We start from the raw sequence: 26173 nt of genomic DNA, 5'->3' as shown, positions 1-26173 counted from the left end.
ATGGGCAGGTTTTGGGTCGAATTAGAAAGACATAACTGATACAATATGCGTTGAGGTTAGTAAGTGCTAACCTCAACGCATATTGTTGTTTAGAGGAGGGAAAGCATGAAACAGAAGTTGAATGCGAAAGATTTTATCCTGATTGGCGTCCTGACCGCCCTCATGTGGATCATCTGCATGATTATCAGCACCATTATGAGTGTGGCCGGCCCAGTGACCAATGTGTTCTATCCATCCGTTGTCGCGATCCCCAATGGCATCGTGATGATGCTCTTACTGGCAAAGGTACCGAAAAAGGGCGTTTTCACCATCTGCTCCGCAATCCAGGCTATCCTGTTCCTGCTGGTGGGCGCTTTCTGGTTTATCCCCATCGGCTTGGTGATTGGCGGTGTGATCTGCGATTTCCTGGTCATGGGCCGGAAAGAAATCACCATGAAGTCCATGACCGTGGCCTACGCCCTGTTCAGCGCCATTTTTGCCTTCAGCGCCATCTGCCCCATCAAGTTCCTCCAGAGCGCCTTTGTGGGAGCCATGGAGAAGAACAACATTGCCCAGGAATACATAGACGGGATGCTGAATATCACCTCCGTCCCCATGCTGGTGGTCATCGTTGCGGCCGGTTTGGTAGGTGGACTGATTGGCGCCGTGATTGGGCAGAAGGCTTTGAAGAAGCACTTTATAAAGGCAGGGCTCGTTTCAGTCAAATAACAAGGCACAGCCCCTCGGCAGTCAATCAGACAAGCGCAGGCAAGCGGGCTGCCTGATCTCAGGGCGCGGGGCTGAAAATGGCCCCGCGCTTTGATTTGGATAGGGAGGCATTGGAATGGAAGAATCACAAATCAAACAAATCATTGAACAGCAGCCCCTTCATGGATCGGCACTGTTAGATCCCCGCTGCAAGATTTTACTTCTGGTCTGTATCGGGTTTGTCAGTTACTTTTTGGCTGGGGAGGTGGTCAGCCTTGCGCTCATGCTGGTGTATGGCCTGTTTATTGCCGTGGGGAACGGCGGAAAGTGGGCCTTGAAGATGATTGTGGTCTACATCATCGTTGCCTATCTCAACGCCCTGCTCCGCTATGTGCAGGTGCCGGTACTGAGCGTGATTATGAGCGTGTTCGGCGTGACGCTTTTGAAGCTGATTCCCATTGTGATGATGGGCCTTTGGATTTTGCGGACCACCTATATGGACGACCTGATGGTGGCGCTCCAGCGGATGCGGCTTCCCCAGGCGGTGACGATCCCGCTGGTGGTCATGTTCCGCTATATCCCCACCCTGCGGATTGAATACAGGCAGATCCGCAGCACCATGGACATCCGGGGGATCAGCGATACCTTGTGGAAACGGGTATCTCATCCTCTTGCCACCATTGAGTATATTTTAATTCCCCTGCTGATGCGGTGCCTGAAGGTCACGGACGAGCTGGCGGCCTCCGGCACCACCCGGGGGCTGGAGCTGGAGTGCAAACGGTACGCCCTGCGCCCCATCCGCTTCTCCTGGCCGGAGGTCCTGGTGTCCCTGCTGGGCGTTGTCTTTCTGGCGGCGCTGCTGTTCCTGGACCAGACCCGAATCGGGGAAATCATCTTGTGGAGGGTATGACATGATCTCGTTTCAGAATTTCAGCTTTCGCTATGAGGAGAGCAAGGACTTTACCCTCCGGGGCATTGATATGACGGTACAGACCGGCGAATTTGTCCTCCTGACCGGGCGAAGCGGCTGTGGCAAGACCACGCTGATCCGCTCCCTCAACGGCCTGATCCCGCACTTTTATCCCGGTGAGATACAGGGCGACCTTGTGATGGATGGACATTCTCTGCTGGAAATGAAGCCCGCACAGCTGGCCGGGCAGGTGGGGACGGTATTTCAGGACCCGCGCTCCCAGTTCTTCATGACGGACACCACGCGGGAGCTGGCCTTTGGCTGTGAAAATGTGGGCCTCCCCCGTGAGGAAACCATTGACCGCATCGCAAAAGCCGCAAAGGATCTGGAACTGGCGGACTACCTAAACCGGAGTATCTTTGCCCTGTCCAGCGGAGAGAAGCAGCAGATCGCCGTGGGCTCGGTCTATGCGCTTTCACCGAAGGTCTATATCTTCGACGAGCCCTCCGCAAATCTGGATTATGCGGCCACCAAACGGCTTGCGGAGATTATGGGAAAATTGAAGCGGGACGGATACACCATCTTTGTGGTGGAGCACCGCTTTTACTATCTGCGTGATTTCATCGACCGGGTATTTCTCATACAAAACGGGAAAATCGAACAGGAATTTACAAGGGAGCAGTTCTGTTCCTTACCGGAGGAAACGCGCATATCCTATGGGCTGCGAACTGCATATCCGGAGCGAGATGCGGAGCATTATCAGGAGAAAGAACGCCGCCCCACAGGGAAACACCTGCTGTGCGTACAGGGCCTTTCCTTCGCCTACCCCAAAGAGCAGGAGGTGTTTCGGAATGTCAGCTTTGAAGCTCACGCCGGGGATGTGATCGGCATCCTGGGCCACAACGGAGCGGGCAAGACCACCCTCTTGTCCATCCTGACCGGCCTCTTGAAGCAGCGGAACGGCGAGATCACCTTTGACGGCAGAAAGCTCACCCCACGCCAGCGCCGGGCGCTGTCCTATTTGGTCATGCAGGACACGGATTACCAGCTCTTTGCCAGCAGTGTGGAGGAAGAACTCTCTCTTGGGATTCGGGAGGACTGCAAAGAGAAGGTGGACGCCGCGCTGGAGGCGCTGGAGCTGTCCGAATACCGGGAGCAGCACCCGGCGGCCCTCTCCGGCGGGCAGAAACAGCGGGTCACCATTGGCGCGGCCATCGTCAAGGACAGCCCAGTGATCTATTTTGACGAGCCCACCAGCGGCCTGGACTATGACTCCATGGTGCGGGTCAGCCGCCTGATTGAGCAGTTGTCCGCTTCCGGCGTGATCGTGTTTGTGGTCTCTCACGACTTTGAGTTTATCGTCCGGACCTGTACGGAGGTGGTCCAGCTGGACGACCAGGGGGCCGTTCAAAATCACCGGCTCACGCCGCAGATATTGAAAGCTCTGTCGGAGCAGTATTTTCATTGATGGGAGGTTGTTATCATGTTTCAAAAGGTATTTGAATACGCGGGGCCGCATAAAAAGGGCCTCTATGCGGCCACAGCGGTAGTGCTGGTCAGCGTTTTGATGGGCGTCCTGCCCTTTGTGCTGGCCTACCAGGTAATTGCTCCGCTGGTGATGGGGGCGGAACTTGACGCTTCTTTTCTCATCCTGCGGGTGGTTTTGGTGCTGGTGTGCCTGGTCTTGCAGGCTGTTCTCTATGGCTGGGGGCTCAATCTTTCGCACAAGGCCGCCTATGACACGCTGCTCCGGCTGCGGACTGCCCTGCAAAAACGGTTTGAGAAGCTGCCCCTGGGCGTGATCCAGGACAAGGGCACCGGCACGGTCAAAAAGCTGTTTGTCGATGATGTGGACAGTTTGGAGGTCCTGCTGGCCCACTCCATGCCGGAGGGGATCGCAAACCTGATGGTCCCAATCGCGGTCTATGTGGCTATGTTTTTTGTGGACTGGAAGCTGGCGCTGCTGTCCCTGGCCTCCATCCCCATCAGCCTGATCGCCATGATGACCATGTACTCGGTGGGCATGAAGAAAATGGGCCCCTACTATATGGCCGGCCAGAAGATGAACAACACCATCATTGAGTACATCAACGGCATGGAGGTCGTCAAGGTATTCAACAAGGACGCGGACTCCTATGAGCGGTTTCGCAAGGATGTTTCGGATTACCGGGATTACACCTTGGCTTGGTACAAGGCGGCATGGCCCTGGATGGCAATTTACAGCAGCCTCCTTCCCTGCACTGTGATTTTGACTCTGCCGCTGGGGGCGTGGTTTGTCTTCGCCGGCTGGTCGGCTCTGCCAGACCTGATTTTGGTGCTGTGCCTCTCCCTGAGCATCGGGATGCCGCTCCTCAAATCCCTGGGCTTCCTGCCCACCATGCCCCAGCTCAACTACAAGATTTCTGCGCTGGAGCAGGTTTTGGATGCGCCGGAGCTTCAGCAGACGCCGGACAGCTTCCACGGCAAGGATGATACCATCGTTTATGACCATGTTTCCTTTGGCTACACCAAGACACAGCCCGGCCCGGACGGAAAGCCCATGGTGGTGGAGGATGAAGTGCTCCACGACATCAGCTTTACGGCCAAGGCCGGACAGAAAACGGCCCTGGTGGGAGAGTCCGGCTCGGGCAAGAGCACTCTGGCAAAGCTGTTGATCCACTACTATGACCCGCAGAAAGGCAGCATCTCCATCGGCGGACAGAAACTGTGTGACATGAGCCTGGAGGCGCTGAACAGCCGTATTTCCTATGTGGCGCAGGATCAATACCTGTTCAACACCTCTCTGCTGGAGAATATCCGCATTGGACGGTTGAACGCTACCGATGAGGAGGTCCTGGAGGCGGCGCGAAAAGCCCAGTGTATGGAGTTTTTGGAGAAGCTGCCCCAAGGTATCCACTCCATGGCGGGGGATGCGGGCAAGATGCTCTCCGGCGGTCAGCGCCAGCGTATTTCTCTGGCCCGTGCCATCCTGAAGGACGCCCCTATTGTGGTGCTTGACGAGGCCACCGCCTACGCTGACCCCGAGAACGAGGAGAAGATGGAGGCGGCGATTGCGGAGCTGGTGAAGGGCAAGACTCTGGTTGTTATCGCCCATAAGCTGCCTGCTATTATGAACGCCGACCAAATCTGCGTCGTAGACCACGGCAAACTGGTTGCGGCAGGAAAGCATCAGGACCTGATCCAGTCCTGCCCGGAATATCAAAAGCTGTGGAAGGCGGCCCAGGACAGCGCCGAATGGAACATACATACCGCAAAGGAGGGGAACTAAATGTTTGCACTGTTTTCAAGGATTTTGAAACTTGCCGGTCCATATAAAGGACGGATTCAAGGAGCATTTGTTTGTGCATTTGTGGAATCAATCTTGTCCAAAATGCCAATCTTCCTGGCCTTTGTGGTATTGAGCGGCTTTGCCGCCGGAACACTGACCGGGCAGACCTGCCTCTATGTGGGCCTTGGCCTCGCGGCGGCCGTGTTGGTGCAGATGCTGGTCCACTATCTCAGCGACAGCCTCCAGAGTGCGGCGGGCTACCTGATGTTTGCCGAGAAGCGCATGGAGCTGGGCGGACACCTGCGGAAACTGCCCATGGGCTACTTCACCTCCGGCAATATCGGCAAAATCAGTTCTGTCCTCAGCACCGACATGGTGTTTATCGAAGAAGTCGCCATGAGCACGCTGGGCAACATGATGAGCTATCTGCTGTCCTCCCTGGTTCTGCTGGCGTTTATGTGCTATCTGAATTGGCAGCTGGGCCTGATCGCGGCCCTTGTGACCATCCTGGCGTGGCTGGTTTCCAGAGGGATGAACAAAGTTTCCCTGCGGGAAGCCGCTGGCCGTCAGGAGCAGAGCGAACGGCTGACGGACGCGGTGCTGTCCTTTGTAGAGGGCATCGGGGTCATCAAGAGCTATAACCTGCTGGGCGAGAAGTCGGAAGAACTGACCGGCAATTTCAAGCGGTCCAGAAATACATCCCTTGCCTTTGAGCGGAAGATGACTCCGTGGACCATGGGGCTGAATATCCTTTATGGAATCGGGATTGCCGCGATTTTTGGCCTGTCGGTCTTTCTGGAGCGGAGCGGAGTTCTTTCTCTGGCCTATGTGCTGGGCGTCCTCCTGTTCGTCTTTGACCTGTTCGGGCCGCTCAAGGCGCTCTATGGCGAGGCGTCCCGCCTGACCGTGATGAACGCCGCCCTGGACCGCATTGAGGCTGTATTGGAAGAGCCGGAGCTCCCGGACACAGGGAAACAGCACATCCCGGCTCAAGCGCAGCCAGGCCAGCCGGAGGTGCAGTTCAATGATGTGGCCTTTGCCTATCAGGACAAGGAGGTGCTGCACCACATCAGCTTCTCTATGCGCCCAAATAGCATGACCGCTCTTGTGGGGCCCTCTGGCGGCGGCAAATCCACCATTGCCAATCTGCTGGCCCGGCTGTGGGATGTGAAAAGCGGCAGTGTTGCCATCCGTGGCGTGGACACCCGGCAAGTCCCCCTCGCGGAACTGATGGATCACATCAGCATGGTCTTCCAGCGCGTGTATCTCTTCCAGGACACGATCTATAACAACATCAGTATGGGCAAGCCAGACGCCACCGAGGAGGAGGTCTATGCGGCGGCGAGGAAAGCCCGCTGCTACGATTTCATCATGGCTCTGCCCGATGGATTTCAGACTGTGGTGGGAGAGGGCGGCGCAACCCTCTCCGGCGGTGAGAAACAGCGCATTTCCATCGCCCGGTGTATTCTGAAAGACGCTCCCATTGTAATTTTGGACGAGGCGACCGCCAGCGTGGACACTGACAATGAGAGCTATATTCAGGAGGCTATCTCCGAACTGGTAAAGGGTAAGACCCTGCTGGTCATTGCCCACCGTTTGAATACCATCCAGAACGCCGACCAGATTTTGGTCATCAGTGACGGACATATCTCGCAGCATGGCACACATGAGGAATTGATGGAACAACCCGGTATTTATCAGGATTTCGTCCGTATCCGTATGAACTCTGCCGGTTGGAGCCTGTCTTGATGGAGAGGAGCTCCCCATGAAACAATTACACGCATCTGGCGAAGATTATCTGGAAGCAATCCTTGTCTTAAAGAGGAAGAAAGGTATGGTGCGCTCCGTAGATGTGGCCCGGCACCCTGATGTATCGAAACCCAGCGTGTGTCATGCGGTAGCCACCTTGAAAGAGGGCGGGTTTCTCACCATGGACGAAGACTCTTTCCTGCACCTGACCGATGTGGGCCGAGAGGTTGCCGAAAGAACTTATGAGAAGCACTGCTTTTTCACCCGTCTGCTGGTGGATGCAGGTGTAGAGCCAAAGACTGCCGAGCAGGATGCCTGCCGCATGGAGCACGCAATCAGCGATGACAGTTTTCAAAAAATTAAATCAGGGCTAAAGGACAAGTAAAAGTGGTCTGGCAGTCGAGGTTATCGGAGGTGATGTAGTGGGAAAACTGTTCATATTATCAGTCGAAGAAGATGATCTTGAAACCGCAGAGAAAATCATGGCCTTCATAGAGTCAACAGAACTGGTCATGTGTACGGATCTTTCCTCTGCCCCTCTGCGCTACAAGGCTTTATGTATCGACGCTGCGTGCCGTCAAGTGTTTTGGCAGGGCAAATTCATAGAGCTGACTCCTATGGAGTTCGATGTGTTTCATTTGCTTGCCCGGCGGCCCGGACGGGTATTTTCAAAAAGGGAGATCTATGAGTTCGCCGCCCCTGATTCGTTTGACAGCAGTTGGACGGGGATTTCCAGCATCATTTACAAGCTGCGCCATAAGCTGAACGCTGACTTTATCCAAACCGTGTATGGGAAGGGCTATAAATTCTTGCCACCGTAACACTGTTGACCATTAAAGACAAGACAATAGAAAGGCCGAATTTTAGGTAAGTAATACTTTATACATGGAGTAAATCGACAAGATTAGAGTAACGCCAGCCAGCAAGCAGATATAAAAAACGACGCTTTGGTGTGAGCAGTAATGCCCTCAAAGCGTCGTTTATATTTTGTCTGGAATGTGGCGAAGAACATCTTCTACCCTGCAAGAAAGAATGTTGCAAAGGTCATTCAGTGTTGCGGTTGAGATATTCCGGTTTTGTTTCAAAGAATCCAATGTCCCCTTGCTGAAGGAATAATCCTTTATTAAAGAATAGGTCGTAATTCCTTTTCGACGCATGGTATCCCAGAGCGGATCGTAAGTAATAATAGAGACCACCCCTTTGTGATTCCTATTATATTTGACATGTTGCATCTTGAATATTCCCGGTATGTCGGGTATAATATCTTAATTACATGATTTCATGTCCATCAATTTTTCTCATTCAAGCGCCTGACCATCAGCAGAACAGCTTCTAAATCCTGATCGTTCATCGACTTGATGCCATCTATAATCTCCTGAACTAAAATTGGATTTCGGTATTCTGTTTCCTCATCGAAAAACAAACGGGGCGTGATACCGAGCGTGTCAATCAAATAGAGCAGTTCTTTCACAGATGGCTGGGAATACCCCGTTACAATGTTATGAATATAGTTCTTGCTATGCCCTAAATCATAGCTTAACTGATACTCGGAAATCCCCTTTTTTACCCGTAACTCTGTAATACGGTTTCTAATAAAGTCCATCTCCATATACGATTCCTCCACCACCATTTCCCTCATGGTACACTTTTGTGGTGTGACATTAGGGTGCGCGTGGTGTGCTTTTTTATGCAATAGCACTTTAATGGTGTTATAATTGAGTAAAACGCCACACGGGAAAAGAGAGAAACGCATGGATCGAGAAAGAGAATCACCCCCGGAGAGGCTGCCGTTCTGTTTGGACGACACAGTTGGTGAAATAGTAAGGGCATGTCAGGAGTGCCCCGGCGTCTACTATATCGCGGCCCGGAAACAGGACGGCAGGTTTTTAGCGGACGAATACTATGTGGTGGAACGCTCCTCGCCAGCCATATCAAAAGAGGCTATGGCATACGGAAGAATGTCGGAAGAGGACTCCCGTGTGCTGCTCTATCCGTTTGCGAAGGAACGACATGGGTATAAAATTATTGAGTATGAGATCTATCGGTATCAGGTCCGGCACGGAATGTACGCAGACGGACAAACCTCGCTTCGTGATGTTGCTTTTTTCAATATGGAGTATCATCCGGAATACTTTGGGCCCTACCCGGCGCCCCTTGCCACGCCGCGGGGCCGTACTGCACGCTACAAGCCGCTGATGAACGGCGTCTTCTGGATCGAAACAGGTACAGGAGAGGAAGTCCTCGCTGTCTGCTATCCTATTTGGAACTGCGACTTCTCGGAAACCGTATTGAAGCAATCGGAGCAGTCCGAAGAGGATGTACGGGAAGGAATTGACAATACCTTGGGGTATCTGTTCTTTTCCAAGCGGGCCAGCAGTCTCGCCTTGTTTGAACTATGGGGGCAGTACGAGGAGTTAAGGACTGGCGGCCTAATCAACTACCCCGCATTGATGAACTATATCTGGGCCTATTTTCCGGAGTACGCCGCCACATACAATATGCAGAATCAGCTGGGGATGCACGATACCTTCGGCCTGTTGATGAGCGCACTGGGGACGGAGGTGGAATTGCAGAACAACCCAAATGAAGTAATTGCAATGTCAACGGCCGCCGGGCTTGATTTCCTGAATTTTTAATTGGGCTAAAAATGACAGATCAGGTGGAACAATGGACTGGGATCAAAATGAAGAGCTGGTAGAACAAATCCTTCGTACCGGCATGTACGCAAAGCTGTATGATGAAGAAACAACATACGGGTACCTGACCTATTTAACCTACCGGGTGGAGGACACGCTGTTCACTTGGAAAAAGAAAAGCGATGTGGACGGGTTTTGGGCCGACCTCACATGGGAGGAATATATCTCCTTTTTGCGGCGAGAAAAAACATTGCTCCTGGCAGCTCAAAGGGTGCTGTTCAACACTGTGATGGCTTTCCCGGCCTCCGCATTTGACTTTACATTGTCAGAGGCAGAAGTGGACTTTCCCGTAGCGCGTTATGACAGCGCCGGGATGCTCCATATGGCAAAGCTCTATTCCTTCGAGAACTGTATCTCAATCGTAGAGTTTCTGATGTTCCGAGCAGAGAGGGCGTATTATCCGCTGTGGAAGAAACAGCGGGGACCCCACTACACATGGGAGCTTTATATCGTGGAACTGCTTCACAGCCGAAGGGAATTTGTAGACCCACTATCGAGGGCCTTCCGCAACGCGCTGGTTCAACTGGACTTTCTCCCGGCGTGGCAGATGATCTATCCGACTATTCAAGAGGATGCAGAAATAGAATAACATGAAAAGCCCCCGCAGATTCGGTCTGCGGGGGCTTTCGCTCTCTTATTCTGAGCTCCCCTCTTGACAAATGAAAACCGTAGTGCTATATTCAAAACAGCGTTATAAAACATTGTTTTGAATGAGGAGGAATGGCAGTGGCAAAACAAAAGGTGGGCGTCTATGACCGGGTGCTGGAGTGCGCCAAGGAGGAGTTTTTGTCCAGGGGATTTCTGGACGCTTCCTTGCGTACCATCGCCCAGGAAGCGGAGACCAGCACCGGGTCAATCTACACCCGCTTTGGGGACAAAGAGGGGCTGTTCCGCGCCCTCGCGGAGCCGGTGGTGGATGAATTTAAGGCCATGTTCCGCAAGGTCCAGGAGGACTTTCACCAATTCCCGGAGGAGGAGCAGAGGGCCGAGATGGGCCAGTACACTGCCCGCCATCAGGAAGACCTGTTGGACTACATCTACGACCACTTTGATGTATTCCGCCTGCTGCTGGACGGGGCCCATGGTACCCGGTTTTCGCGCTTCCTGGACGAACTGGTGGACATCGAGGTGGAGTACACCTACAAGTACATGGAGGTCATCGGTTGCGAGAGCGTCAAATCCGGCCTGGTGACGGAGGAGTTCATCCATATCATCGTCACCGCCTACTTCAACGGCATGTTCGAGGTGGTGCGGCACAACATGGACCGCGCCGCCGCCCACCGCTATGTCAAGATGCTCAACCGCTACCACATGGCAGGTTTCGGCACCGTGTTTGACCCTCAGCCCTGACAAAAGAGGCTGTGCCCTTGGGTGCAGCCCTCCTGTTTGCACAAAAGTTAGCACTTACTAACCAAAAGGAGGAATTTATATCATGAAACAACAAAGCCCCATGCTCCGTTTGTGGGAGCTGGGAGAGGGACAGCAGGGCGGCCTGAAGCGGGCGGTCCTGTCCGCTGTGGTGGGGGTACTGTTTGGGATGCTCCCTTACTTCGCCGCGGCGCAGATCATCCTGGGCCTGCTGAAAGGGGAGCAGAGTATGCAATACTACCTGATATGGTGTGTTGTGGCGCTCGTGGGCTTCCTGCTCCGGGCCACCCTGTATTCCCTGGCCCTGTCCCAATCCCACAAGGCCACCTTTGCCATCCTGAAATCCATCCGGGAGCGGGTGCTGGAGAAGCTGCCAAAGATGCCTCTGGGTACGATTCTGGACACCTCCAGCGGCCAGATGAAGCAGATCATTGTGGACCAGGTGGAGAGCATGGAACGGCCCCTGGCCCATCTTCTGCCGGAGATGACCGCCAATGTGCTGGGGCCAGTGTGCATCCTGATCTACCTGTTCGTACTGGACTGGCGGATGGCCCTTTTAAGCCTGGTGTCCATCCCGGTGGGCATGGCTTTCATGATGGCGGTGATGGCTGGCTACGGCAAGCAGTATGAGGGCTCGGTCAAGACCACCCAGGCCATGAACAGCGCCATTGTGGAGTACATCGGCGGCATTGAGGTCATCAAGGCGTTCAACCAGGGCAAGCAGTCCTATGCCCGCTTCTCCGACAGCGTAAAGGCCAACGCCTCCTACTTCTACCACTGGATGAAGAGCTGCCAGATGCCGGTCTCTCTGGCCCGTGCCATCTCACCTACCACCATGATTACTATTCTGCCGGTGGGCTGGCTTCTCTACACCGGAGGGAGTCTGCCCATCGAGACCTTTATCACCACCATCGTCCTGTCCCTGGGCATTGCCGGGCCTCTGCTGGCCGCTATGGACTTTGTGGACAGCCTTGCCAAAGTGGGCACCATCGTGGGCTCGGTGGACGCCATCCTGAACGGGGCGGAGCAGGATCACGGGGAAGCGTCGGTGGAGTTCCGGGGCCGGGACATCAAGCTCTCCCATGTGTCTTTCGGCTACCACGCGGACAAGGAGGTGCTCCACGATGTGTCCCTCACCATTCCCGCCGGGAGCATGACCGCCTTTGTGGGGCCCTCTGGCTCGGGCAAGTCCACCATCGCCAAGCTGATCGCCGGCTTTTGGGATGTAACCTCCGGCTCCATCACCTTGGGCGGACAAGACTTGAAGCGGGTCCCACTGAAGCAGCTCTATGACCAGGTGGCCTTTGTCTCCCAGGACAACTACCTCTTTGACGAGAGCATCCGGGAAAATATCCGCATGGGCCGCCCGGCGGCCACCGACGCCGAGGTGGAGGCCGTGGCAAAGGCCGCCGGGTGCGACGCCTTTATCCGGGGCCTGGAACGCGGCTACGACACCGTGGTGGGCGGAGGCGGCGCCCATCTGTCCGGCGGCGAACGCCAGCGCATCGCCATCGCCCGGGCCATGCTCAAAGACGCGCCCATTGTGGTGCTGGACGAGGCGACCGCCTACATAGACCCCGAGAACGAAGCTGTTGTTCAGCAGGCCGTGGGTAAGCTGGTGGCGGGAAAGACCGTTCTGGTCATCGCCCACCGCCTCAGCACCATCACGGGAGCGGATCAGATCGTGGTAGTCAATGGCGGCCGCATCCAAGATGCGGGCACCCACGAAGAACTTTTGAAAAACTGCCCGCTGTATCAAGAGATGTGGCGGGCTCACATGGGCGCAAAGGAGGGAGAGCAGGCATGATCGGCGTTCTGAAAAAAATCTGGCACTTTGCCGGCGAGGAACAGGGCAATATCCGAAAGTCCATGATTTTAGGCTTCTTTTACGCGGTGTTCCACATGTTCCAGATCGCGGCCATCTATGTGGTGGTGCTGGCCCTGGTGGGCGGCTCCACAGACCCCGCCCCGGCATGGCAGGCGCTGGGGCTTCTGCTGGCCAGCATTCTGGGCCGGGCGGTCCTCAACCGCTTCAGCCAGCTCCAACAGACCCACGCCGGCTACTTCATGGTGGCGAATAAGCGTATCTCCATCGGCGACAAACTCAAGCGGGTCCCCATGGGCTATTTCAACGACCAGAGTTTGGGAGAGCTCACCGGCATCACCACCACCGTTCTGGACGAGGTGGAGAGCACCGGCCCTATGGTACTGGTTGGTATCCTGGGCGGCCTGATCAATTCTGCCGTCATGCTGCTGTGCATCCTGTTCTGGGACTGGCGGATCGGTCTGCTGGCCCTGGCGGGGATGCTGGTGTATCTGGCCCTTCTCTCCGGAATGGAGAAACAGTCCGCCAAAATCGCCCCCAAGCGCCAGCGGGACGAGGCCCGGCTGGTGGAGGCGGTGCTGGAACAGCTCCAGGGCATGAGCGTCATCAAGTCCTTTAACCTGACCGGAAAGGGTGACAAGCGGGTGCGGCAGGCTCTGGAGGACAGCCGGGCGAACAATCTGGCGGTAGAGAAGCTGTTCACTCCCTATATCTGGGGCCAGGAGATGGTTCTCCACCTGTTCAGCGTTCTGATCCTGGCCGCGTCGGTGGGGCTGTGCCTGACAGGAGCCATGTCCCTCGCCAATGCGCTGATGGCGGTCATCGTCTCCTTCCTGATTTTCTCCCAGATCCAGTCCGCGGGCAGCGGCGTGTCCGCCCTGCGTCTGGTGGGCAGCTCCATCGACCATGCAAACCAGGTGGACGACATCCCGGAGATGGATCAGCGCGGCACGGTAATCCGTCCAGAGGACCACGAGATTGTATTCGACCATGTGAACTTCTCCTATGGAAGCCGCCCCATCCTCAAGGATGTGTCTCTGACCATCCCAGATCGAACGACCACCGCCATTGTAGGACCCTCCGGCTCGGGCAAGACCACTCTCTGCAACCTGATCGCCCGGTTTTGGGATGTGGACGGCGGCCGTGTGACCATCGGCGGCCGGGATGTGCGGGAGTACACGCTGGAGTCCCTGATGGAACAGGTGAGCATGGTGTTCCAGCGGGTGTACCTTTTTGCCGACACGGTGGAGAACAACATCAAGTTCGGCTGCCCGGACGCCACCCATGAGCAGGTGGTGGAGGCTGCAAAAAAGGCGTGCTGCCACGACTTTATCTCCGCCCTGCCGGATGGATATAATACGGTAATTGGCGAGGGAGGAGCCACGCTCTCTGGCGGAGAGAAGCAGCGCATCTCCATCGCCCGGTGTCTCTTGAAGGACGCGCCCATCGTCATCTTCGACGAGGCCACGGCCAATGTGGACCCCGAGAATGAGGATCAGCTCCAAAGGGCTATGGAAGCCCTGACGAGGGAGAAGACCGTGCTGATGATCGCCCACCGGCTCAAGACCGTACGGGGTGCGGATCAGATTCTGGTGCTGGACCAGGGCAGCGTCGTCCAAAAGGGTACCCACGACGAACTGATCCAGCAGGCGGGCATCTACCGGGATTTCGTGTCCGAGCGCACGGAGTCCAGCCGATGGACACTTTGATTGATCGAAAAAGACAAAACTGCAGTACAGATATTTGCACTGTGATTTTTGGGTGGCTATGGCATTTGCAGCAAAAAAATCGCCATGCGCAGATATGGGGAACGCTATAAAGAAAGCGTGCAGTTCCAAAACTAAAGTGGAGCTGCACGCTTTCTATTCTACTTCTTTCCTACCTTCCTAAACTCTCCCGGTAACAGTCCAGTGCTCTTTCGGAACAGCTCCGCAAAGCGGCTGGAGGTAGAATAGCCCACAGTCTGCGCAATCTGTCCAATGGACAAATCAGTATTGGTGAGAAGGTACTCCGCCTGGCTCATGCGGCGCTGCTGGATGTACTCGGTGATGGTGCAGTCATAGACTTTTTTGAAACTGCTCTTGAGTTTTGTTGTCCCCATGCAGGCAATCTGGGTCAGACGCTCCATAGGAGCTTCCGCGGCGTAATGATCGCTCAGGTAGGTAGCGACTGTCTGAATACGCTCAATGTCCTGGACTGTCAGCCGCCCAGTGGCCGCCGGACGCTTTTTCTGATACTCCACCACCAGCGACAACGCTTCGGCTACCTTGCTCTCATAAAACAGTTTGGCGGCGATCCCATCTCCGCGGTAATTTTGAAGTTCTGTAAGGAGCCTGGACATTTCCGGAAAGTCTGTTGTCTGGTCGATCTTTCGGAATGCCTCCACCGGATTGCGGTATTCATCCGGATACTGCTTTTTGAGATAATCCTCATAGTAGGCCGGCATGATCTCAATGCCGATGGAGCGAATGGGAATATTTTTGTGGATCAGCACCCGGTAGGGTGAATAGCCGCCAATATAGGTTTTGATACACCCGGCGGACAGCCGGCGGTACGGAGCCAATTCCTCGCCGGATATGGAATCATAGCGGGTGATGCTCAGACACTCTGGCAGGGAGAACTCCAGCAGAGAGTCCTCGTGAAAGGAAAAGTTATGGATCTTGATGTCGTACAGATCCTTTTGCCCATAGGTCCAGTAGGACCCCTCTCCGATTTCGGGCGATAGCTTCCACGAGATCCCTAAAGAACCATACTGCTGATTATCCGGGTCGGGAATAAAGCCGTGCCCTTTTAACAGCGGCGCATAGTATTGCTCAATGATTTCGGGCATGACAAAAGACTCGCCTCCTCTTTACAACGATTGGACGAACTTTTGAAACGAAAAGACGAACCTCGTTTCAAATCATTGAAAGCCGCCCCAATCGAGTGTATGTTATAGGTGACGGTTAGCGAACTCTAACCAAAGAGTAGCATATCACAAAGAAAAAGTCAACATGACGCAAAAACAGGAGGAGCAAAATGAGTAATCAAGTCAATTCACTGAAGAAGGGCCTTACGGTCAAGGATCTTGTGACAACGGGTATTTTCAGTGCCATCTTTTTTGTGTTTACCCTGGTCGGCGGACTTCCGTTCGCCCCGAATCCAGTCCTGACCTTCTATATGCCGATGGGGGCGGCGCTGCTGTGCGGCCCTATTTATCTGCTGATGGTGGCTAAGGTGCAGAAGCGGTGGAGCGTCACAATCCTCGGCATCATCATGGGGATCATCTGGTTTGCCACCGGAATGCACTGGGCGTTTTCCCTGGGCTATATCGGGATGGGACTCATTGCGGACTTGGTAGCCGGCGCCGGTCACTACCGCAACAAGGCCATCAATCTGCTGTCTTATATGCTGATTTCCCTGGGAGGCATCTATACTTATGTGGTGTTCTTTCTTGACCCGGACGGCTGGGCCAGCACCATGCTGAAAAATGGTACGGAACAGTCCTACATCGACACCATGAACGCCTCCGCCCCCTCCTGGCTCCTCGTGGTCATCATCGCCGGCACATTGGCGGTGGCGGCTTTCAGCGGCTGGGTCGGCGGCAAGATGCTGAAAAAGCAGTTTGAAAAGGCTGGGATCACCGCATGATGGGCGGAGCGTCATCCCGGCGCGGGCTGTGGCTGGACCCCAGGACGAAGATATTGCTGCTGTTGTTCTGCATCCTTTCCGCTATGATGGCCCCGTCCCTTTTCTATGAACTGGGCCTTGTGGTGCTGATCGGGCTGCTCGGCGTCTGCTTCGGGAAGTGGAAATATGCTTGGAAGGGTGTACTGTTCTATGCGCTGATTGTTCTGCTCACCCTCTGGATTATGGACACCATGACGGGCACCTGGCGCACCATGTTTATCGCCTTTTTGGGGCTGTTCCATAAGGTCTATCCCTGTGGGATGCTGTCCGGCATTGTCCTCTCTACCACGAAGGTCAGCGAATTCTTATCCGCCATGAACCGCATCCACGCACCGAAAAAGCTGGTGATCCCGCTGGCCGTTATGCTCCGCTATGTCCCCACCATCCAGGAGGACTGGCGGTTTATCAAGGACGCCATGCGGATGCGGGATGTGTCGCCGTCTCCCAAGGGACTGCTGACGCACCCGGCCATGACGGTGGAGTGCATTTATGTTCCGCTGATGATGGCGGCATCCAAGGCGGCGGATGAACTGTCCATTGCCTCCATTACCCGCGGGATCGAAAACCCGAAGCCACGGACCTGTCTGGTGCAGATTCACATAGGGCCCGCGGATCTTCTGGCGGGCGTCTGCTTCGCGGCGTACCTCGCTGTGGGGCTGTACTGGAAGGGGGTGTTCGGATGATTGAACTGAAGCATGTGTCGTTTGCCTACCAGGGGCAGGAGCATGACGGCCTGCACGACATCAATCTGACGATTGCGGACGGAGAGTGCGTCCTGTTCTGCGGCCGGAGCGGATGCGGCAAGACCACCATCACAAGGCTGGTCAACGGCCTGATCCCACAATTCTATGCGGGAAAATTGACGGGCAGCGTACTGGTGGATGGACAGGAGATCAGCAAGCTGCCCATGTACCAGATCGCTGCTAAAGTCGGCTCTGTGTTCCAAAACCCCAGGACGCAGTTTTTCAATGTGGACACGGACAGCGAAATCGCCTTTGGGATTGAAAATGAGGCCCGGCCGCCCGTGGAGCTGGCGGAGCGGGTGGAGCAGGCTACCGACGACCTGCATATCCGCCCGCTCCGAAACCGCAATATCTTTGAATTGTCCGGGGGCGAAAAGCAGAAGATCGCCTTCGCCTCGGTCTATGCCATGAATCCGGAGATTTACCTGCTGGATGAGCCGTCCTCCAATCTGGATATGACATCTATCCAGGAGTTAAAAGGACATCTGCGGTTGCTTCAAAAGCAGGGCAAGACCATCCTGATCGCGGAGCACCGGCTTTATTATCTGATGGATCTGGCGGACCGGATCGTGTACTTGGAGCAGGGCCGGATTGAGAAGATTTTTACGCCGGAAGAGTTCCACAGATTGCCGAAGGAGGCCCGGGAACGCATGGGATTGCGGGCGGCGGATTTAGCGGAGGTGCGGCCTCCGCAAGTCCACCCGCCGGCATCTTCCCCTGTCCTGGAGCTTCGGGATGTCACGCTCCGGTATAAAAAGCGGACGGTCCTGCACCGCATCAGCCTTGCCGCCGCAAAGGGTGAGGTCATCGGCGTGGTGGGCCACAACGGGGCTGGGAAAACGACCTTTTCCCGCGCCCTGTGCGGGCTCCACAAGGACTGCGAGGGGCAGTTTCTGTGGGATGGACAGGCGATGGAGCGGAAGAACAGGCTGAAACGCTCCTACATGGTGATGCAGGATGTGAACTACGAATTATTTGCCGAGAGCGTGGAGGCGGAGTGCTCTTTCGGCATCCGCAATCCGGACTTGACCCTGGCCGCCTCAACTCTGGAGGAATTGGGGCTGGCTCCCTATCGGGAGCGCCACCCCAACACGCTGTCCGGCGGGCAGAAGCAACGGGTGGCCGTAGCGGTCAGCATGATCTGCGGAAAAGACCTGCTGGTGTTCGACGAGCCCACCAGCGGCTTGGACTTTGACAGCATGACCCAGGTGGCGGGACTGATCCGGCGGCTGTCTGAGCTTGGAAAGGTCATTTTCATTGTCACCCATGATTTTGAATTTGTCTGCCGTACCTGCTCCCGTGTCCTGCATTTTGACGAGGGCGAGATGCCCGACGATATACCCGTTGTGATGGACGCTCTCCCGAAACTGAGAGAGCTGTTCTCTGTCAAGGTGAATGGCTCAGAAGGAGACAGAGAGGGTGGCCTGGGCCATTCAGATGGAAAGGAGAGGTAGTCTATGAAACAGAAGAAAACCAATCGTGTAGCCCTGCTGCTCCACTGGGCCGGGGAGCAAAAGGTATGGCTGTTCCTGGCCGTGCTTCTGGCGATGGCTGGGGGCCTGTGCATTGTGGTGCCCTATATTGAAATTTACCGGCTGATGGACGCCGCCTTTGGCGGGACCTGTACCGAAGAACTGGTGGTGCGGGTCGTGGCTGCTGTGGCTGCGGCGGTGGTGCTCCGCTTTGTGCTGTTCGGTGCGTCTGGGGTAGTATCTCACAAGGGAGCCTACGGCGCGCTGTTCAAGGTACGCTGCATGGTAGCGGAGCACATGGCTAAGGTGCCGCTGGGGGCGCTGAACGAGCGGCGGACCGGAGACATCAAAACCGTACTGAATGAGGACATCGAGAAGCTGGAGCTGTTTCTGGCCCACAACCTGCCGGATCTGGTGTGCTATCTGGTGGGGCCGGTGGTGGTTTTTGCCTACCTGATGACCGTCAATATCCCGCTGGCTCTGATTTCCCTGGTGCCGCTGGTGCTTGCGGTTGTGGTGATGGCGGTCATGTTCCGCAACACGGACGACCTGATGGACCGGGCTAACCGTTCCATCACCGCGCTGAACTCGGTCATGATCGAGTATATCAGCGGCATGAAGCTCATCAAGGCATACAACATGGGGAGCAAATCCTTCCAGAAATTCTCCTCCGCCATCCATGAGGAAAACGCCATGTGGAACGAGACCTCCCGCCGCATGGGGCCACCCTATGCGGCCTTCGTGGTCATCATTGAGTGCGGAATGCTGCTCATGGTGCCGCTGGGCGGGATGTTTTTCCTGAAAGGCTCCCTGACAGCCAGCGCATTCCTGCTGTTCCTCTATGTGGGGTCCATGTACCTGACGGAGATCCGTCCGCTGCAGGAGCTGGGGACCAATTTCGCCAATGTGCTGAACGCGGTCACCAAAGCGAAGGAGATCCTGGATGTCCCCATCTATGAGGGCGGTACGGATTTCCCCCAATGCCATGATATTGAACTGCGGAATGTACGGTTTTCCTACGATGGCAAAACCGATGTGCTGCAAGGCGTCAATCTCAAGATCAGGGACGGAGAGAGGCTGGCCTTGGTGGGGCAGTCCGGCGCCGGTAAGAGCACCATTATCGAACTGATTTCCCGCTTCTATGATGTGCAGGAGGGCGAGGTATTGATCGGCGGGAAAAATGTCAAGGAGCTGGACTACGACACCATCTTGAGCAATGTGGCTATCGTATTTCAAAAGACCTTCCTCACCCGCGACAGTGTACTGGAGAACATCCGCATGGGGAGCAGCGCCAGTCTGGAGCAAGTGAGGGCCGCCGCAAAGGAAGCCCAGATCGATGACTTCATCATGTCTCTGCCGGATGGCTACGATACCAGGGCGGGGAGTTTCGTCTCCCGGTTTTCAGGCGGAGAGAAGCAGCGGATCGCCATTGCCCGCGCCATTTTGAAAAATGCCCCGATCCTGATTTTAGATGAGGCCACCAGCGCCTCCGACCCGGAAAACCAGATGGAGATTGACAGGGCCATCCAAAATCTTTGTAAAGGCAAGACCGTCATTGTGGTTGCCCACCGCCTCAGCGCCCTGAAGATGTGTGAGCGGGTCGCAGTGGTGGAGGACCACACCATCACCTGCGTCGGCACCCATGAGGAAGTCCGCAGGGATAACGCTTACTACCGGAAAGCCTGGGAGGACTATGAAAAGGCCCGGAACATCACCTATCAGTTGGAAGGGGGGCGAGGAGAATGAGAGAACACGATGTCTTGAAAAAGAATAAAAATTTTTATATTGGCGTTGGGGGAACTGTTTTGGAGGGCCTGCTCTCCGGCAGCCTGTTCCTGCTGCTTTACTCGGTCATGCAGTTTTTGTGGGCGGGGCAGTTTGACCTGGACCGGGTGCTGATGCTGACCGGGGCGATTGCCGGCATCTTCCTGCTCCGTATCTTGATTTACAGCTATGGCTACACCAAAGCCCAGATCGGCGGCGCGGAAGTCAGCCAAAATATCCGGCTGTTTATGGGGGATCATCTCAAGCGTATCCCTCTGTCCCGGTTTACCCAGGGGCAGACCGGCGACTACATCAACACCATCACCAGCGATGTCAATAACTATGAAAAGATCCTGACCCACAAAATCGGGGACCTGGCGAAAAACTTTGCCTTGTCCATCATGCTGATTGTGTTTGTCATGACGATCTATGTCCCCGCCGGACTGATCCTGCTGGCGGCGGATCTGCTGCTGATTCCCGGTTTGTGGCTTTCTTTCCGTATGGTGAAGAAGTACGGCAAAGAAAAGAATGACATCTGTGCGGAGAATGTCAGCAGCATCGTGGAGTATGTATCTGGCATCCAGACCTTCCGGGCTTATGGTGTGGGCGGCTTGAAAAACAAGACGGTCATCAGCGCCATGCGGGACTTCTGCCGCATCAGCTTTGTATATGAGGCCAAGGTGCTCCCTGTGGGAGCCGGCCTGGGCATCCTGATCTGGCTGTCCTGCCCGCTGGTCATCTGGACCGCCTACGCGCCGTGGGCAGCCGGGGCCATCGACACGGTTTCCTATCTGCTGGTCTGCATGTTGCCGCTGTTCTGTTCCAAGCTTGCCAACGCCATTTTTGTGGACCTCACCAGTTACAAAAACCTGATGATCTCCAAAGGAAAGATCTTGGGCGTGATGGATGAGCCGGAGGAAAGCGGCAGCATGGAGGCGCTGCGGCCCGCTACCCATGAGATCATCTTTGACCATGTGGACTTTGCCTATGTTCCCGGAGAGCCGGTGCTGAAGCAGGCGTCCTTTACGGTGCCGGATCAGAAGCTGACCGCCATTGTGGGCGATTCCGGCTCCGGCAAATCCACCATCCTGAATTTGATTGCAAAATATTATGAGCCGGCCGGCGGTGTCATCTCCATCGGAGGGAAGCCCATCAATCATGTGGCGGCGGAGCGCGTGCTGGAGCAGGTTTCCATGGTAGATCAGGATGTGTTCCTCTTTGACGACACCATCCGAGACAACATCCGCCACGCCCGCCCCGGCGCATCAGACGCTGAGATTGAGGCAGCCTGCCGGGAGGCCAACTGTGACGGATTTATCCGCAGGATGGAAAAGGGCTACGATACCCCTACCGGCGAGAACGGTAATCTTCTCTCCGGTGGGGAGCGCCAGCGGTTGTCTATCGCCCGTGCCATTCTGAAGGGCAGCCCGATTCTGCTGTTGGACGAGGCCACGGCCTCCCTGGACATCGAGAACGAACTGGCGGTCAAGCAGGCCATCGCCAATCTGCTCAAGGCGAAAAAGACCGTGGTAATGATCGCCCATACCCTGTCCATCGTCAAGAATGCGGATCAGATCCTGGTAGTGGCAGACGGAACAATCAAGGAGTCCGGCACCCACGAGGAGCTGCTGGCCGAGAATGGAAAATATGCGGCCATGTGGAACGCAGAACAGAAAATCACTGTATAAATGAGAGGTCGCGTCTATGAAAAAACTCCATGCGTCGGGCGAGGACTATCTGGAGGCCGTGTTGGTACTCCAAAAGGAAAGAGGGATGGTGCGCTCCGTGGATGTGGCCCGGTATATGGGGGTGTCCAAGCCCAGCGTGTGCCATGCGGTAGCTACCTTGAAAGAAGGTGGCTTCCTCAGTATGGATGAGGATTTCTTCCTCCGCCTGACTAATGTGGGTCGCGAGGTAGCCGAGCAGACCTATGAGAAACACTGCTTTTTCACCCGTCTTCTGGTGGATGCAGGCGTAGAGCCAAAGACCGCCGAGCGGGATGCCTGCCGCATGGAGCATGTGATCAGCGAGAGTAGCTTTCGGCATCTGAAGCAGAATATGGACAAAAAGAAATAGTCGCGGGAGGTGAAGCTGGTGACCGGGATGGCTGTGCTGCAATATGGGAATTTGTGTATTGACCCAAATCAACGCAGGGTCTATGTAAATGAACAAGTTGTGGAGTTGACCACGATGGAGTTCAATATCTTATACTATCTGGCTTTGCATCCCGGCTGGACCTTTACCCGGGAGCAGCTTTACCGATATGCGATGCCTGATGATTTTGCTTCCGGCCTCGAAAGCGTCACCAGCCGGATCTACAAGATACGGAAAAAACTAAATATCAATGCGATTCAAACTGTACATGGATACGGTTATCGCTTTCAAAAATAAAAATAATGGCTGTGAATAGATTGCCTCTAATCACAGCCATTATTCTATATTCATCAGTTATAGATGCCAGCCAGTTGCCCTTGTGCGTAGAGATAAAAATTTTCGATATATCCCATCCTTTTGTAGTAATTCGTTATGTTTCCCTTGTTGAACAACTCGCCCTTGGTCTATTACAATAATCTGGTCGGCGTTTCGGACAGTGCTCAGACGGTGGGCAATCGAGATCAGCGTCTTATCCTTTGTCAGCTCCTGGATGGCAGATAAAAGCGCCTGCTCATTCTCCGGGTCCACGCTGGAAGTCGCTTCGTCCAGAATGATGATGGGAGCATCTTTCAAAATGGCCCTGGCGATGGAAATACGCTGCTTTTCTCCTCCGGAGAGAGTGGAGCCGCCCTCTCCGATGATTGTGTCGTATCCTTCAGGGAGGGACAAAATGAAGTCGTGGCAGCAGGCCCGTTTTGCGGCCGCTACCACCTGCTCATGGGTGGCTTCCGGCCGGCCAAACCGGATGTTGTTTTCCACAGAGTCGTGAAAGAGGTACACATTCTGAAAGACCATGCTGATGTATTCCAGCACGCTGTCCGCAGTATAATCCCGCACATCTTTTCCGCCAATCCGAACGGTCCCTTCCTGCACATCCCAAAAGCGGGCAATCAGATTGCAGAGTGTGGTCTTGCCGCTGCCGGAGGGTCCTACAATCGCGCAGGTGGTGTGCTCCGGGATTTCCAGCGAAATATCATGGATCACCCGGCGGTCCCCATAGCCAAATGAGATATGTTCCAGAGAAATATCATAGTGGGACACAACCAGTTTCTCCGAGCTGGCATCCATCTTTGGAATGTCGGTGACTTCCTCCAGCCGGTCCAGTTCCGTATTGATCTTCTTGCTCAAAAAGGCGCTGTTGCCCATCGTCTCCAAGTCGGAATAGACTGTGAAAGCGCAGAACAGGAAAGTCAAGCAATAAGGCAGGCTGATCTGCCCTGCCAGATACAGCAGAGCCGCCGCCGCAATCAGCACACAGCTCATGAGCTTAAAGGTCACCCCATAGAAACGGAGGACGCCAGCCGTAGCCTTTTCCTGGCCGTAGTCCGCATCCCATTTTTCCTGGAACGCAGCGCGGACTTCCCGCTGTCCTTCGTCACCTTTAGAGAAAGAACGCAGCACCGAAATACCCCGTATGTATTCCATCACCTTACCGACCAGATGCTCTTGGGCCTCTTGGTAAATAGGGGCATATTGGGCGGCACGAAGCCTCACCCAGCGGAGAACCAGCATCCCAAGCGCCAGCCCCACAAGGCTCAATCCCGCAATCACCGGGCTGAAAAAGAACATCATCACAGACATCAGTACAGCCATAGCCACACCGCTGGTCATCTGCTCAATCGCCAGCATGGAGTACCCCTCCAAATCGGCAATCGTGGTGGTGAGCATGGCCTGAATGGTGCCCAGATTTTGTTCTGAGAAATATCCCATGGGTGCCTGTTTCAGCCGTTCTCCAATCTCCAGACGGTAGTCCCGGAAAATGTCATAGCCGGCCCCGCTCATGGTACGGTCATACATCCACTGGAAAAAGAAGCGGCCCAGTACACTGCCCAGAATTACGCCAAAAGCCTGCCCGATGATGACCGGAGAGAGTCCATCCAGATGGAGCAGAATCCAGAATACACCGAACATCATAAACCCGTTGAAGAATGATTTCAGAATATTGCAGACGATCCCTGCCACGATTTTTCCCCGGCTGTTTCCCGCAATTTTAAAGATACGGCGAATCATTTCAAACATCTTCTGCACCTCCTTCCGTAGAGCCGGCGTAGTCCTGCCACATTTTCCGGTAAAGGGGGCAGTTCTCCAGAAGCTCTTCCTGAATGCCCCGGCCCACAATCTCGCCATTGGCAACAACCAATATCTGGTCGGCATTGCGGATTGTATTCAGTCGGTGGGCCACGACAATCAGAGACTTTCCCGCCACCAGCTTGCTGATAGCCTGCTGGATCAGCGCCTCGTTCTCGGGGTCGGCATAGGCGGTTGCCTCGTCCAAAATGATGACGGACGCCTGCTTGAGCATGGCCCGCGCAATGGTGATGCGCTGCCGCTCTCCGCCGGAGAGGCGGTCCCCGGCATCACCGGCCATGGTATCATAGCCCTGCTCTAACTGCATGATAAAGTCGTGGCAGTTGGCGGCTCTGGCCGCAGCCTCTACTTCCCCGTCGCTGGCATCAGGGTTTCCCATGCGGATGTTTTCCCGAATGGATTTATCAAAGAGAAAATTGTCCTGGGCCACATAGCTGATCTCACCCATGAGCTGTCCAAACGGAATGCTGCGAATATCCTGCCCGCCAAAGCGGACTGTACCGGAGGTCACATCCCAAAAGCCGGCCATCAGCTTGGCAATCGTAGACTTCCCGGAGCCGGATGGTCCAACAATGGCGGTCATGGTACCGGGCTGTGTCTGAAATGAGATACCGTGGAGAACTTCGGCTCCGTTGTACGCAAAATGGACATCCTCGAATTGATAACACCGCTCCCCAAGCTCTGCGGGCTCTGTGGGGCGGACAAGTTCCGGCGTTTTCAAAAAAGCCGTGACCTGTTCCAGATTGCCCTTGATCATGCTGACCTGCTCCATGGCTTCGGATACCTTCATCAGAGGCGCAATAAACCCCAGAGGTACCACCAAGGCTACCAGAAAGACAGGGAGAGAAAGGCTTCCCTCCATGTAGAGCCACGCTCCCACTGGAAGGGTCCCCAGAAGCGTAGAAGGGAGGACCGCCCGGGCCGCTGCGTTCCAAAGCCAGCACTGGCTCCACCATGCCATGGTGGAATCGTGGAAATAGCGGACAGAATCGGCATACTTTCCATAGGAAGCTGCGGATCGGTTGAACGCCTTAATGACCTGAATACCGTTGACATACTCCACCAAGGCACTGTTCATCTCGTTGGCAGATCGCATATAGTTCTCCATGCGAGGCCCATATCCCCGCATCATGGCGGCAAAAAAGAGGGTGCCCAGCGGAATTGTCACCAGTGCGGCCAGCCCCATCCGCCAGTCCAGCAGGAAAATCAGAAGAATACTGCATAGGGGTGCGGCGATGTTGGATGGCAGTTCCGGCATGAAATGGGCCATGGAGTCCTCCAACTTCGCCACATTGTCCACGATCAGATTTTTGAAAGCCCCGGTAGGTGTTTCCAGCATGACGCCCATGGGGACCTTCGCCATCCGATCTGTAATGGCCTCCCGGATATTTTTCAGTATGGTAAAGGAAATTTTGTGGGACATCAGGGAGGACCGCCAGGTAAGCAGCATTTTTATGATCTGGCAAACTGCGGCGCCTCCGCAGAGAAACAATACCAGCGTGGGCGTTGCAGTCCCCCGGTACAAGGCGTCCGCGAGGACAGCCACCATTAAAAATGGGCCCATGCCAAACAGTTCTCCCAAGACGGCCAGGAAGATGGAGAGGCGCATTTTACCGTTGCTCTCTCCCACGAAAGCGAATAGCTGCCGAATCGTTCCCGGTTCTTTCGACTTCATAACCAGCCTCCTTTCAGGCCACAAAAAATACAAGGAGGGTATTGCAATTTCAAGTGCCCTGTGCTAAAATTTGAATTACATCGTAATATTACAGTGTAATTTTAG

Annotated in this window: 24 protein-coding genes; 19 read left to right on the top strand and 5 right to left on the bottom strand. The window is 55.0% G+C overall.

Features of this window, described 5'->3' with window-relative positions:
- The first annotated feature begins 105 nt into the window (after positions 1-105).
- From KTH90_RS06740 to KTH90_RS06710, 7 genes are all read left to right on the top strand, one after another.
- On the top strand, positions 106-708 hold the full coding sequence (locus KTH90_RS06740) for an MptD family putative ECF transporter S component (RefSeq protein ID WP_044940852.1): 603 nt from the start codon (positions 106-108) through the stop codon (positions 706-708).
- Between the two features lie 115 nt (positions 709-823).
- Positions 824-1597 (top strand): energy-coupling factor transporter transmembrane component T family protein, encoded by a 774-nt coding sequence (locus tag KTH90_RS06735; RefSeq protein WP_071698925.1) that lies wholly within the window; start codon positions 824-826, stop codon positions 1595-1597.
- A gap of 1 nt (position 1598) precedes the next feature.
- Entirely contained in the window at positions 1599-3065 is a 1467-nt protein-coding gene (locus tag KTH90_RS06730; protein ID WP_238726520.1) for an ABC transporter ATP-binding protein, read from the top strand.
- A 15-nt stretch (positions 3066-3080) separates the two neighbouring features.
- Entirely contained in the window at positions 3081-4865 is a 1785-nt protein-coding gene (locus tag KTH90_RS06725) for an ABC transporter ATP-binding protein (protein WP_238726519.1), read from the top strand.
- The gene (locus tag KTH90_RS06720; RefSeq protein WP_227123561.1) at positions 4866-6614 is read left to right on the top strand and encodes an ABC transporter ATP-binding protein; all 1749 of its coding nucleotides are present in this window, start codon (positions 4866-4868) and stop codon (positions 6612-6614) included.
- Between the two features lie 16 nt (positions 6615-6630).
- Positions 6631-6999 (top strand): metal-dependent transcriptional regulator, encoded by a 369-nt coding sequence (locus KTH90_RS06715; RefSeq protein WP_238726518.1) that lies wholly within the window; start codon positions 6631-6633, stop codon positions 6997-6999.
- 37 nt (positions 7000-7036) lie between these two features.
- A complete protein-coding gene (locus tag KTH90_RS06710) occupies positions 7037-7435 on the top strand; it encodes a winged helix-turn-helix domain-containing protein (RefSeq protein ID WP_058722710.1) in 399 nt (132 codons plus the stop codon).
- 159 nt (positions 7436-7594) lie between these two features.
- Here KTH90_RS06710 and KTH90_RS25280 read toward each other — a convergent pair whose 3' ends face one another.
- Positions 7595-7771 carry a helix-turn-helix domain-containing protein gene (locus KTH90_RS25280; RefSeq protein ID WP_243260135.1) on the bottom strand — a complete coding sequence of 59 codons (177 nt, stop codon included), beginning with the start codon at positions 7769-7771 and terminating at the stop codon, positions 7595-7597.
- 131 nt (positions 7772-7902) lie between these two features.
- Positions 7903-8223, bottom strand: coding sequence for a helix-turn-helix domain-containing protein (locus KTH90_RS06700; protein ID WP_058722745.1), 321 nt, complete (start codon positions 8221-8223; stop codon positions 7903-7905).
- Positions 8224-8365: 142 nt separating this feature from the next.
- Here KTH90_RS06700 and KTH90_RS06695 point away from each other — a divergent pair, with 142 nt between their 5' ends.
- From KTH90_RS06695 to KTH90_RS06675, 5 genes are all read left to right on the top strand, one after another.
- Positions 8366-9250 carry a hypothetical protein gene (locus tag KTH90_RS06695; RefSeq protein WP_238726517.1) on the top strand — a complete coding sequence of 295 codons (885 nt, stop codon included), beginning with the start codon at positions 8366-8368 and terminating at the stop codon, positions 9248-9250.
- Between the two features lie 31 nt (positions 9251-9281).
- A complete protein-coding gene (locus KTH90_RS06690) occupies positions 9282-9899 on the top strand; it encodes a hypothetical protein (protein ID WP_058722712.1) in 618 nt (205 codons plus the stop codon).
- A gap of 137 nt (positions 9900-10036) precedes the next feature.
- On the top strand, positions 10037-10660 hold the full coding sequence (locus KTH90_RS06685; RefSeq protein ID WP_024729813.1) for a TetR/AcrR family transcriptional regulator: 624 nt from the start codon (positions 10037-10039) through the stop codon (positions 10658-10660).
- Positions 10661-10742: 82 nt separating this feature from the next.
- Positions 10743-12485, top strand: coding sequence for an ABC transporter ATP-binding protein (locus KTH90_RS06680; RefSeq protein ID WP_176255653.1), 1743 nt, complete (start codon positions 10743-10745; stop codon positions 12483-12485).
- On the top strand, positions 12482-14212 hold the full coding sequence (locus KTH90_RS06675; protein WP_024738470.1) for an ABC transporter ATP-binding protein: 1731 nt from the start codon (positions 12482-12484) through the stop codon (positions 14210-14212). The genes KTH90_RS06680 and KTH90_RS06675 overlap by 4 nt, the downstream gene beginning before the upstream one ends.
- Positions 14213-14370: 158 nt before the next feature.
- Here KTH90_RS06675 and KTH90_RS06670 read toward each other — a convergent pair whose 3' ends face one another.
- The gene (locus tag KTH90_RS06670) at positions 14371-15333 is read right to left on the bottom strand and encodes a helix-turn-helix transcriptional regulator (protein ID WP_238726516.1); all 963 of its coding nucleotides are present in this window, start codon (positions 15331-15333) and stop codon (positions 14371-14373) included.
- 188 nt (positions 15334-15521) lie between these two features.
- Between KTH90_RS06670 and KTH90_RS06665 the strand changes: the two genes are divergently transcribed.
- Genes KTH90_RS06665 through KTH90_RS06635 form a run of 7 tightly spaced genes read left to right on the top strand, consistent with a single transcriptional unit; the run spans position 15522 to position 22542 of the window.
- Positions 15522-16133: an MptD family putative ECF transporter S component gene (locus KTH90_RS06665; protein ID WP_024738469.1), complete on the top strand. Its 612-nt coding sequence runs from the start codon at positions 15522-15524 to the stop codon at positions 16131-16133.
- Positions 16133-16855, top strand: a complete 723-nt coding sequence (locus KTH90_RS06660; RefSeq protein WP_058722717.1) for an energy-coupling factor transporter transmembrane component T — start codon at positions 16133-16135, stop codon at positions 16853-16855. Before KTH90_RS06665 ends, KTH90_RS06660 begins: the two co-directional genes overlap by 1 nt.
- Positions 16852-18369, top strand: a complete 1518-nt coding sequence (locus tag KTH90_RS06655) for an ABC transporter ATP-binding protein (protein WP_238726515.1) — start codon at positions 16852-16854, stop codon at positions 18367-18369. Before KTH90_RS06660 ends, KTH90_RS06655 begins: the two co-directional genes overlap by 4 nt.
- A gap of 3 nt (positions 18370-18372) precedes the next feature.
- Entirely contained in the window at positions 18373-20133 is a 1761-nt protein-coding gene (locus KTH90_RS06650; protein WP_238726514.1) for an ABC transporter ATP-binding protein, read from the top strand.
- Positions 20130-21839 (top strand): ABC transporter ATP-binding protein, encoded by a 1710-nt coding sequence (locus KTH90_RS06645; RefSeq protein ID WP_238726513.1) that lies wholly within the window; start codon positions 20130-20132, stop codon positions 21837-21839. The genes KTH90_RS06650 and KTH90_RS06645 overlap by 4 nt, the downstream gene beginning before the upstream one ends.
- Positions 21840-21855: 16 nt before the next feature.
- A complete protein-coding gene (locus tag KTH90_RS06640) occupies positions 21856-22227 on the top strand; it encodes a metal-dependent transcriptional regulator (RefSeq protein WP_238726512.1) in 372 nt (123 codons plus the stop codon).
- A 27-nt stretch (positions 22228-22254) separates the two neighbouring features.
- Positions 22255-22542, top strand: coding sequence for a winged helix-turn-helix domain-containing protein (locus KTH90_RS06635; RefSeq protein WP_058722746.1), 288 nt, complete (start codon positions 22255-22257; stop codon positions 22540-22542).
- Positions 22543-22599: 57 nt separating this feature from the next.
- Here KTH90_RS06635 and KTH90_RS06630 read toward each other — a convergent pair whose 3' ends face one another.
- Complete coding sequence (locus KTH90_RS06630) at positions 22600-24324, bottom strand: ABC transporter ATP-binding protein (protein ID WP_238726511.1); 1725 nt, start codon at positions 24322-24324, stop codon at positions 22600-22602.
- A complete protein-coding gene (locus KTH90_RS06625; protein ID WP_238726510.1) occupies positions 24317-26068 on the bottom strand; it encodes an ABC transporter ATP-binding protein in 1752 nt (583 codons plus the stop codon). Before KTH90_RS06625 ends, KTH90_RS06630 begins: the two co-directional genes overlap by 8 nt.
- Positions 26069-26173 lie beyond the last annotated feature (105 nt).

This window comes from Diplocloster modestus (assembly GCF_019042245.1).
In the GTDB taxonomy this organism is placed as follows: domain Bacteria; phylum Bacillota; class Clostridia; order Lachnospirales; family Lachnospiraceae; genus Diplocloster; species Diplocloster modestus.
The sequence above is the reverse complement of the archived record's forward strand: the minus strand, read 5'-3'. Positions and strand labels throughout refer to the sequence as shown.

Bases quoted from the DNA above. Each gene is read 5' to 3' on its own strand.
- KTH90_RS06740 (WP_044940852.1), top strand. From the start codon at position 106: ATGAAACAGAAGTTGAATGCGAAAGATTTTATCCTGATTGGCGTCCTG.
- KTH90_RS06735 (WP_071698925.1), top strand. From the start codon at position 824: ATGGAAGAATCACAAATCAAACAAATCATTGAACAGCAGCCCCTTCAT.
- KTH90_RS06730 (WP_238726520.1), top strand. From the start codon at position 1,599: ATGATCTCGTTTCAGAATTTCAGCTTTCGCTATGAGGAGAGCAAGGAC.
- KTH90_RS06725 (WP_238726519.1), top strand. From the start codon at position 3,081: ATGTTTCAAAAGGTATTTGAATACGCGGGGCCGCATAAAAAGGGCCTC.
- KTH90_RS06720 (WP_227123561.1), top strand. From the start codon at position 4,866: ATGTTTGCACTGTTTTCAAGGATTTTGAAACTTGCCGGTCCATATAAA.
- KTH90_RS06715 (WP_238726518.1), top strand. From the start codon at position 6,631: ATGAAACAATTACACGCATCTGGCGAAGATTATCTGGAAGCAATCCTT.
- KTH90_RS25280 (WP_243260135.1), bottom strand. From the start codon at position 7,771: ATGCGTCGAAAAGGAATTACGACCTATTCTTTAATAAAGGATTATTCC.
- KTH90_RS06700 (WP_058722745.1), bottom strand. From the start codon at position 8,223: ATGGAGATGGACTTTATTAGAAACCGTATTACAGAGTTACGGGTAAAA.
- KTH90_RS06695 (WP_238726517.1), top strand. From the start codon at position 8,366: ATGGATCGAGAAAGAGAATCACCCCCGGAGAGGCTGCCGTTCTGTTTG.
- KTH90_RS06690 (WP_058722712.1), top strand. From the start codon at position 9,282: ATGGACTGGGATCAAAATGAAGAGCTGGTAGAACAAATCCTTCGTACC.
- KTH90_RS06680 (WP_176255653.1), top strand. From the start codon at position 10,743: ATGAAACAACAAAGCCCCATGCTCCGTTTGTGGGAGCTGGGAGAGGGA.
- KTH90_RS06675 (WP_024738470.1), top strand. From the start codon at position 12,482: ATGATCGGCGTTCTGAAAAAAATCTGGCACTTTGCCGGCGAGGAACAG.
- KTH90_RS06670 (WP_238726516.1), bottom strand. From the start codon at position 15,333: ATGCCCGAAATCATTGAGCAATACTATGCGCCGCTGTTAAAAGGGCAC.
- KTH90_RS06665 (WP_024738469.1), top strand. From the start codon at position 15,522: ATGAGTAATCAAGTCAATTCACTGAAGAAGGGCCTTACGGTCAAGGAT.
- KTH90_RS06660 (WP_058722717.1), top strand. From the start codon at position 16,133: ATGGGCGGAGCGTCATCCCGGCGCGGGCTGTGGCTGGACCCCAGGACG.
- KTH90_RS06655 (WP_238726515.1), top strand. From the start codon at position 16,852: ATGATTGAACTGAAGCATGTGTCGTTTGCCTACCAGGGGCAGGAGCAT.
- KTH90_RS06650 (WP_238726514.1), top strand. From the start codon at position 18,373: ATGAAACAGAAGAAAACCAATCGTGTAGCCCTGCTGCTCCACTGGGCC.
- KTH90_RS06645 (WP_238726513.1), top strand. From the start codon at position 20,130: ATGAGAGAACACGATGTCTTGAAAAAGAATAAAAATTTTTATATTGGC.
- KTH90_RS06640 (WP_238726512.1), top strand. From the start codon at position 21,856: ATGAAAAAACTCCATGCGTCGGGCGAGGACTATCTGGAGGCCGTGTTG.
- KTH90_RS06635 (WP_058722746.1), top strand. From the start codon at position 22,255: ATGGCTGTGCTGCAATATGGGAATTTGTGTATTGACCCAAATCAACGC.
- KTH90_RS06630 (WP_238726511.1), bottom strand. From the start codon at position 24,324: ATGTTTGAAATGATTCGCCGTATCTTTAAAATTGCGGGAAACAGCCGG.
- KTH90_RS06625 (WP_238726510.1), bottom strand. From the start codon at position 26,068: ATGAAGTCGAAAGAACCGGGAACGATTCGGCAGCTATTCGCTTTCGTG.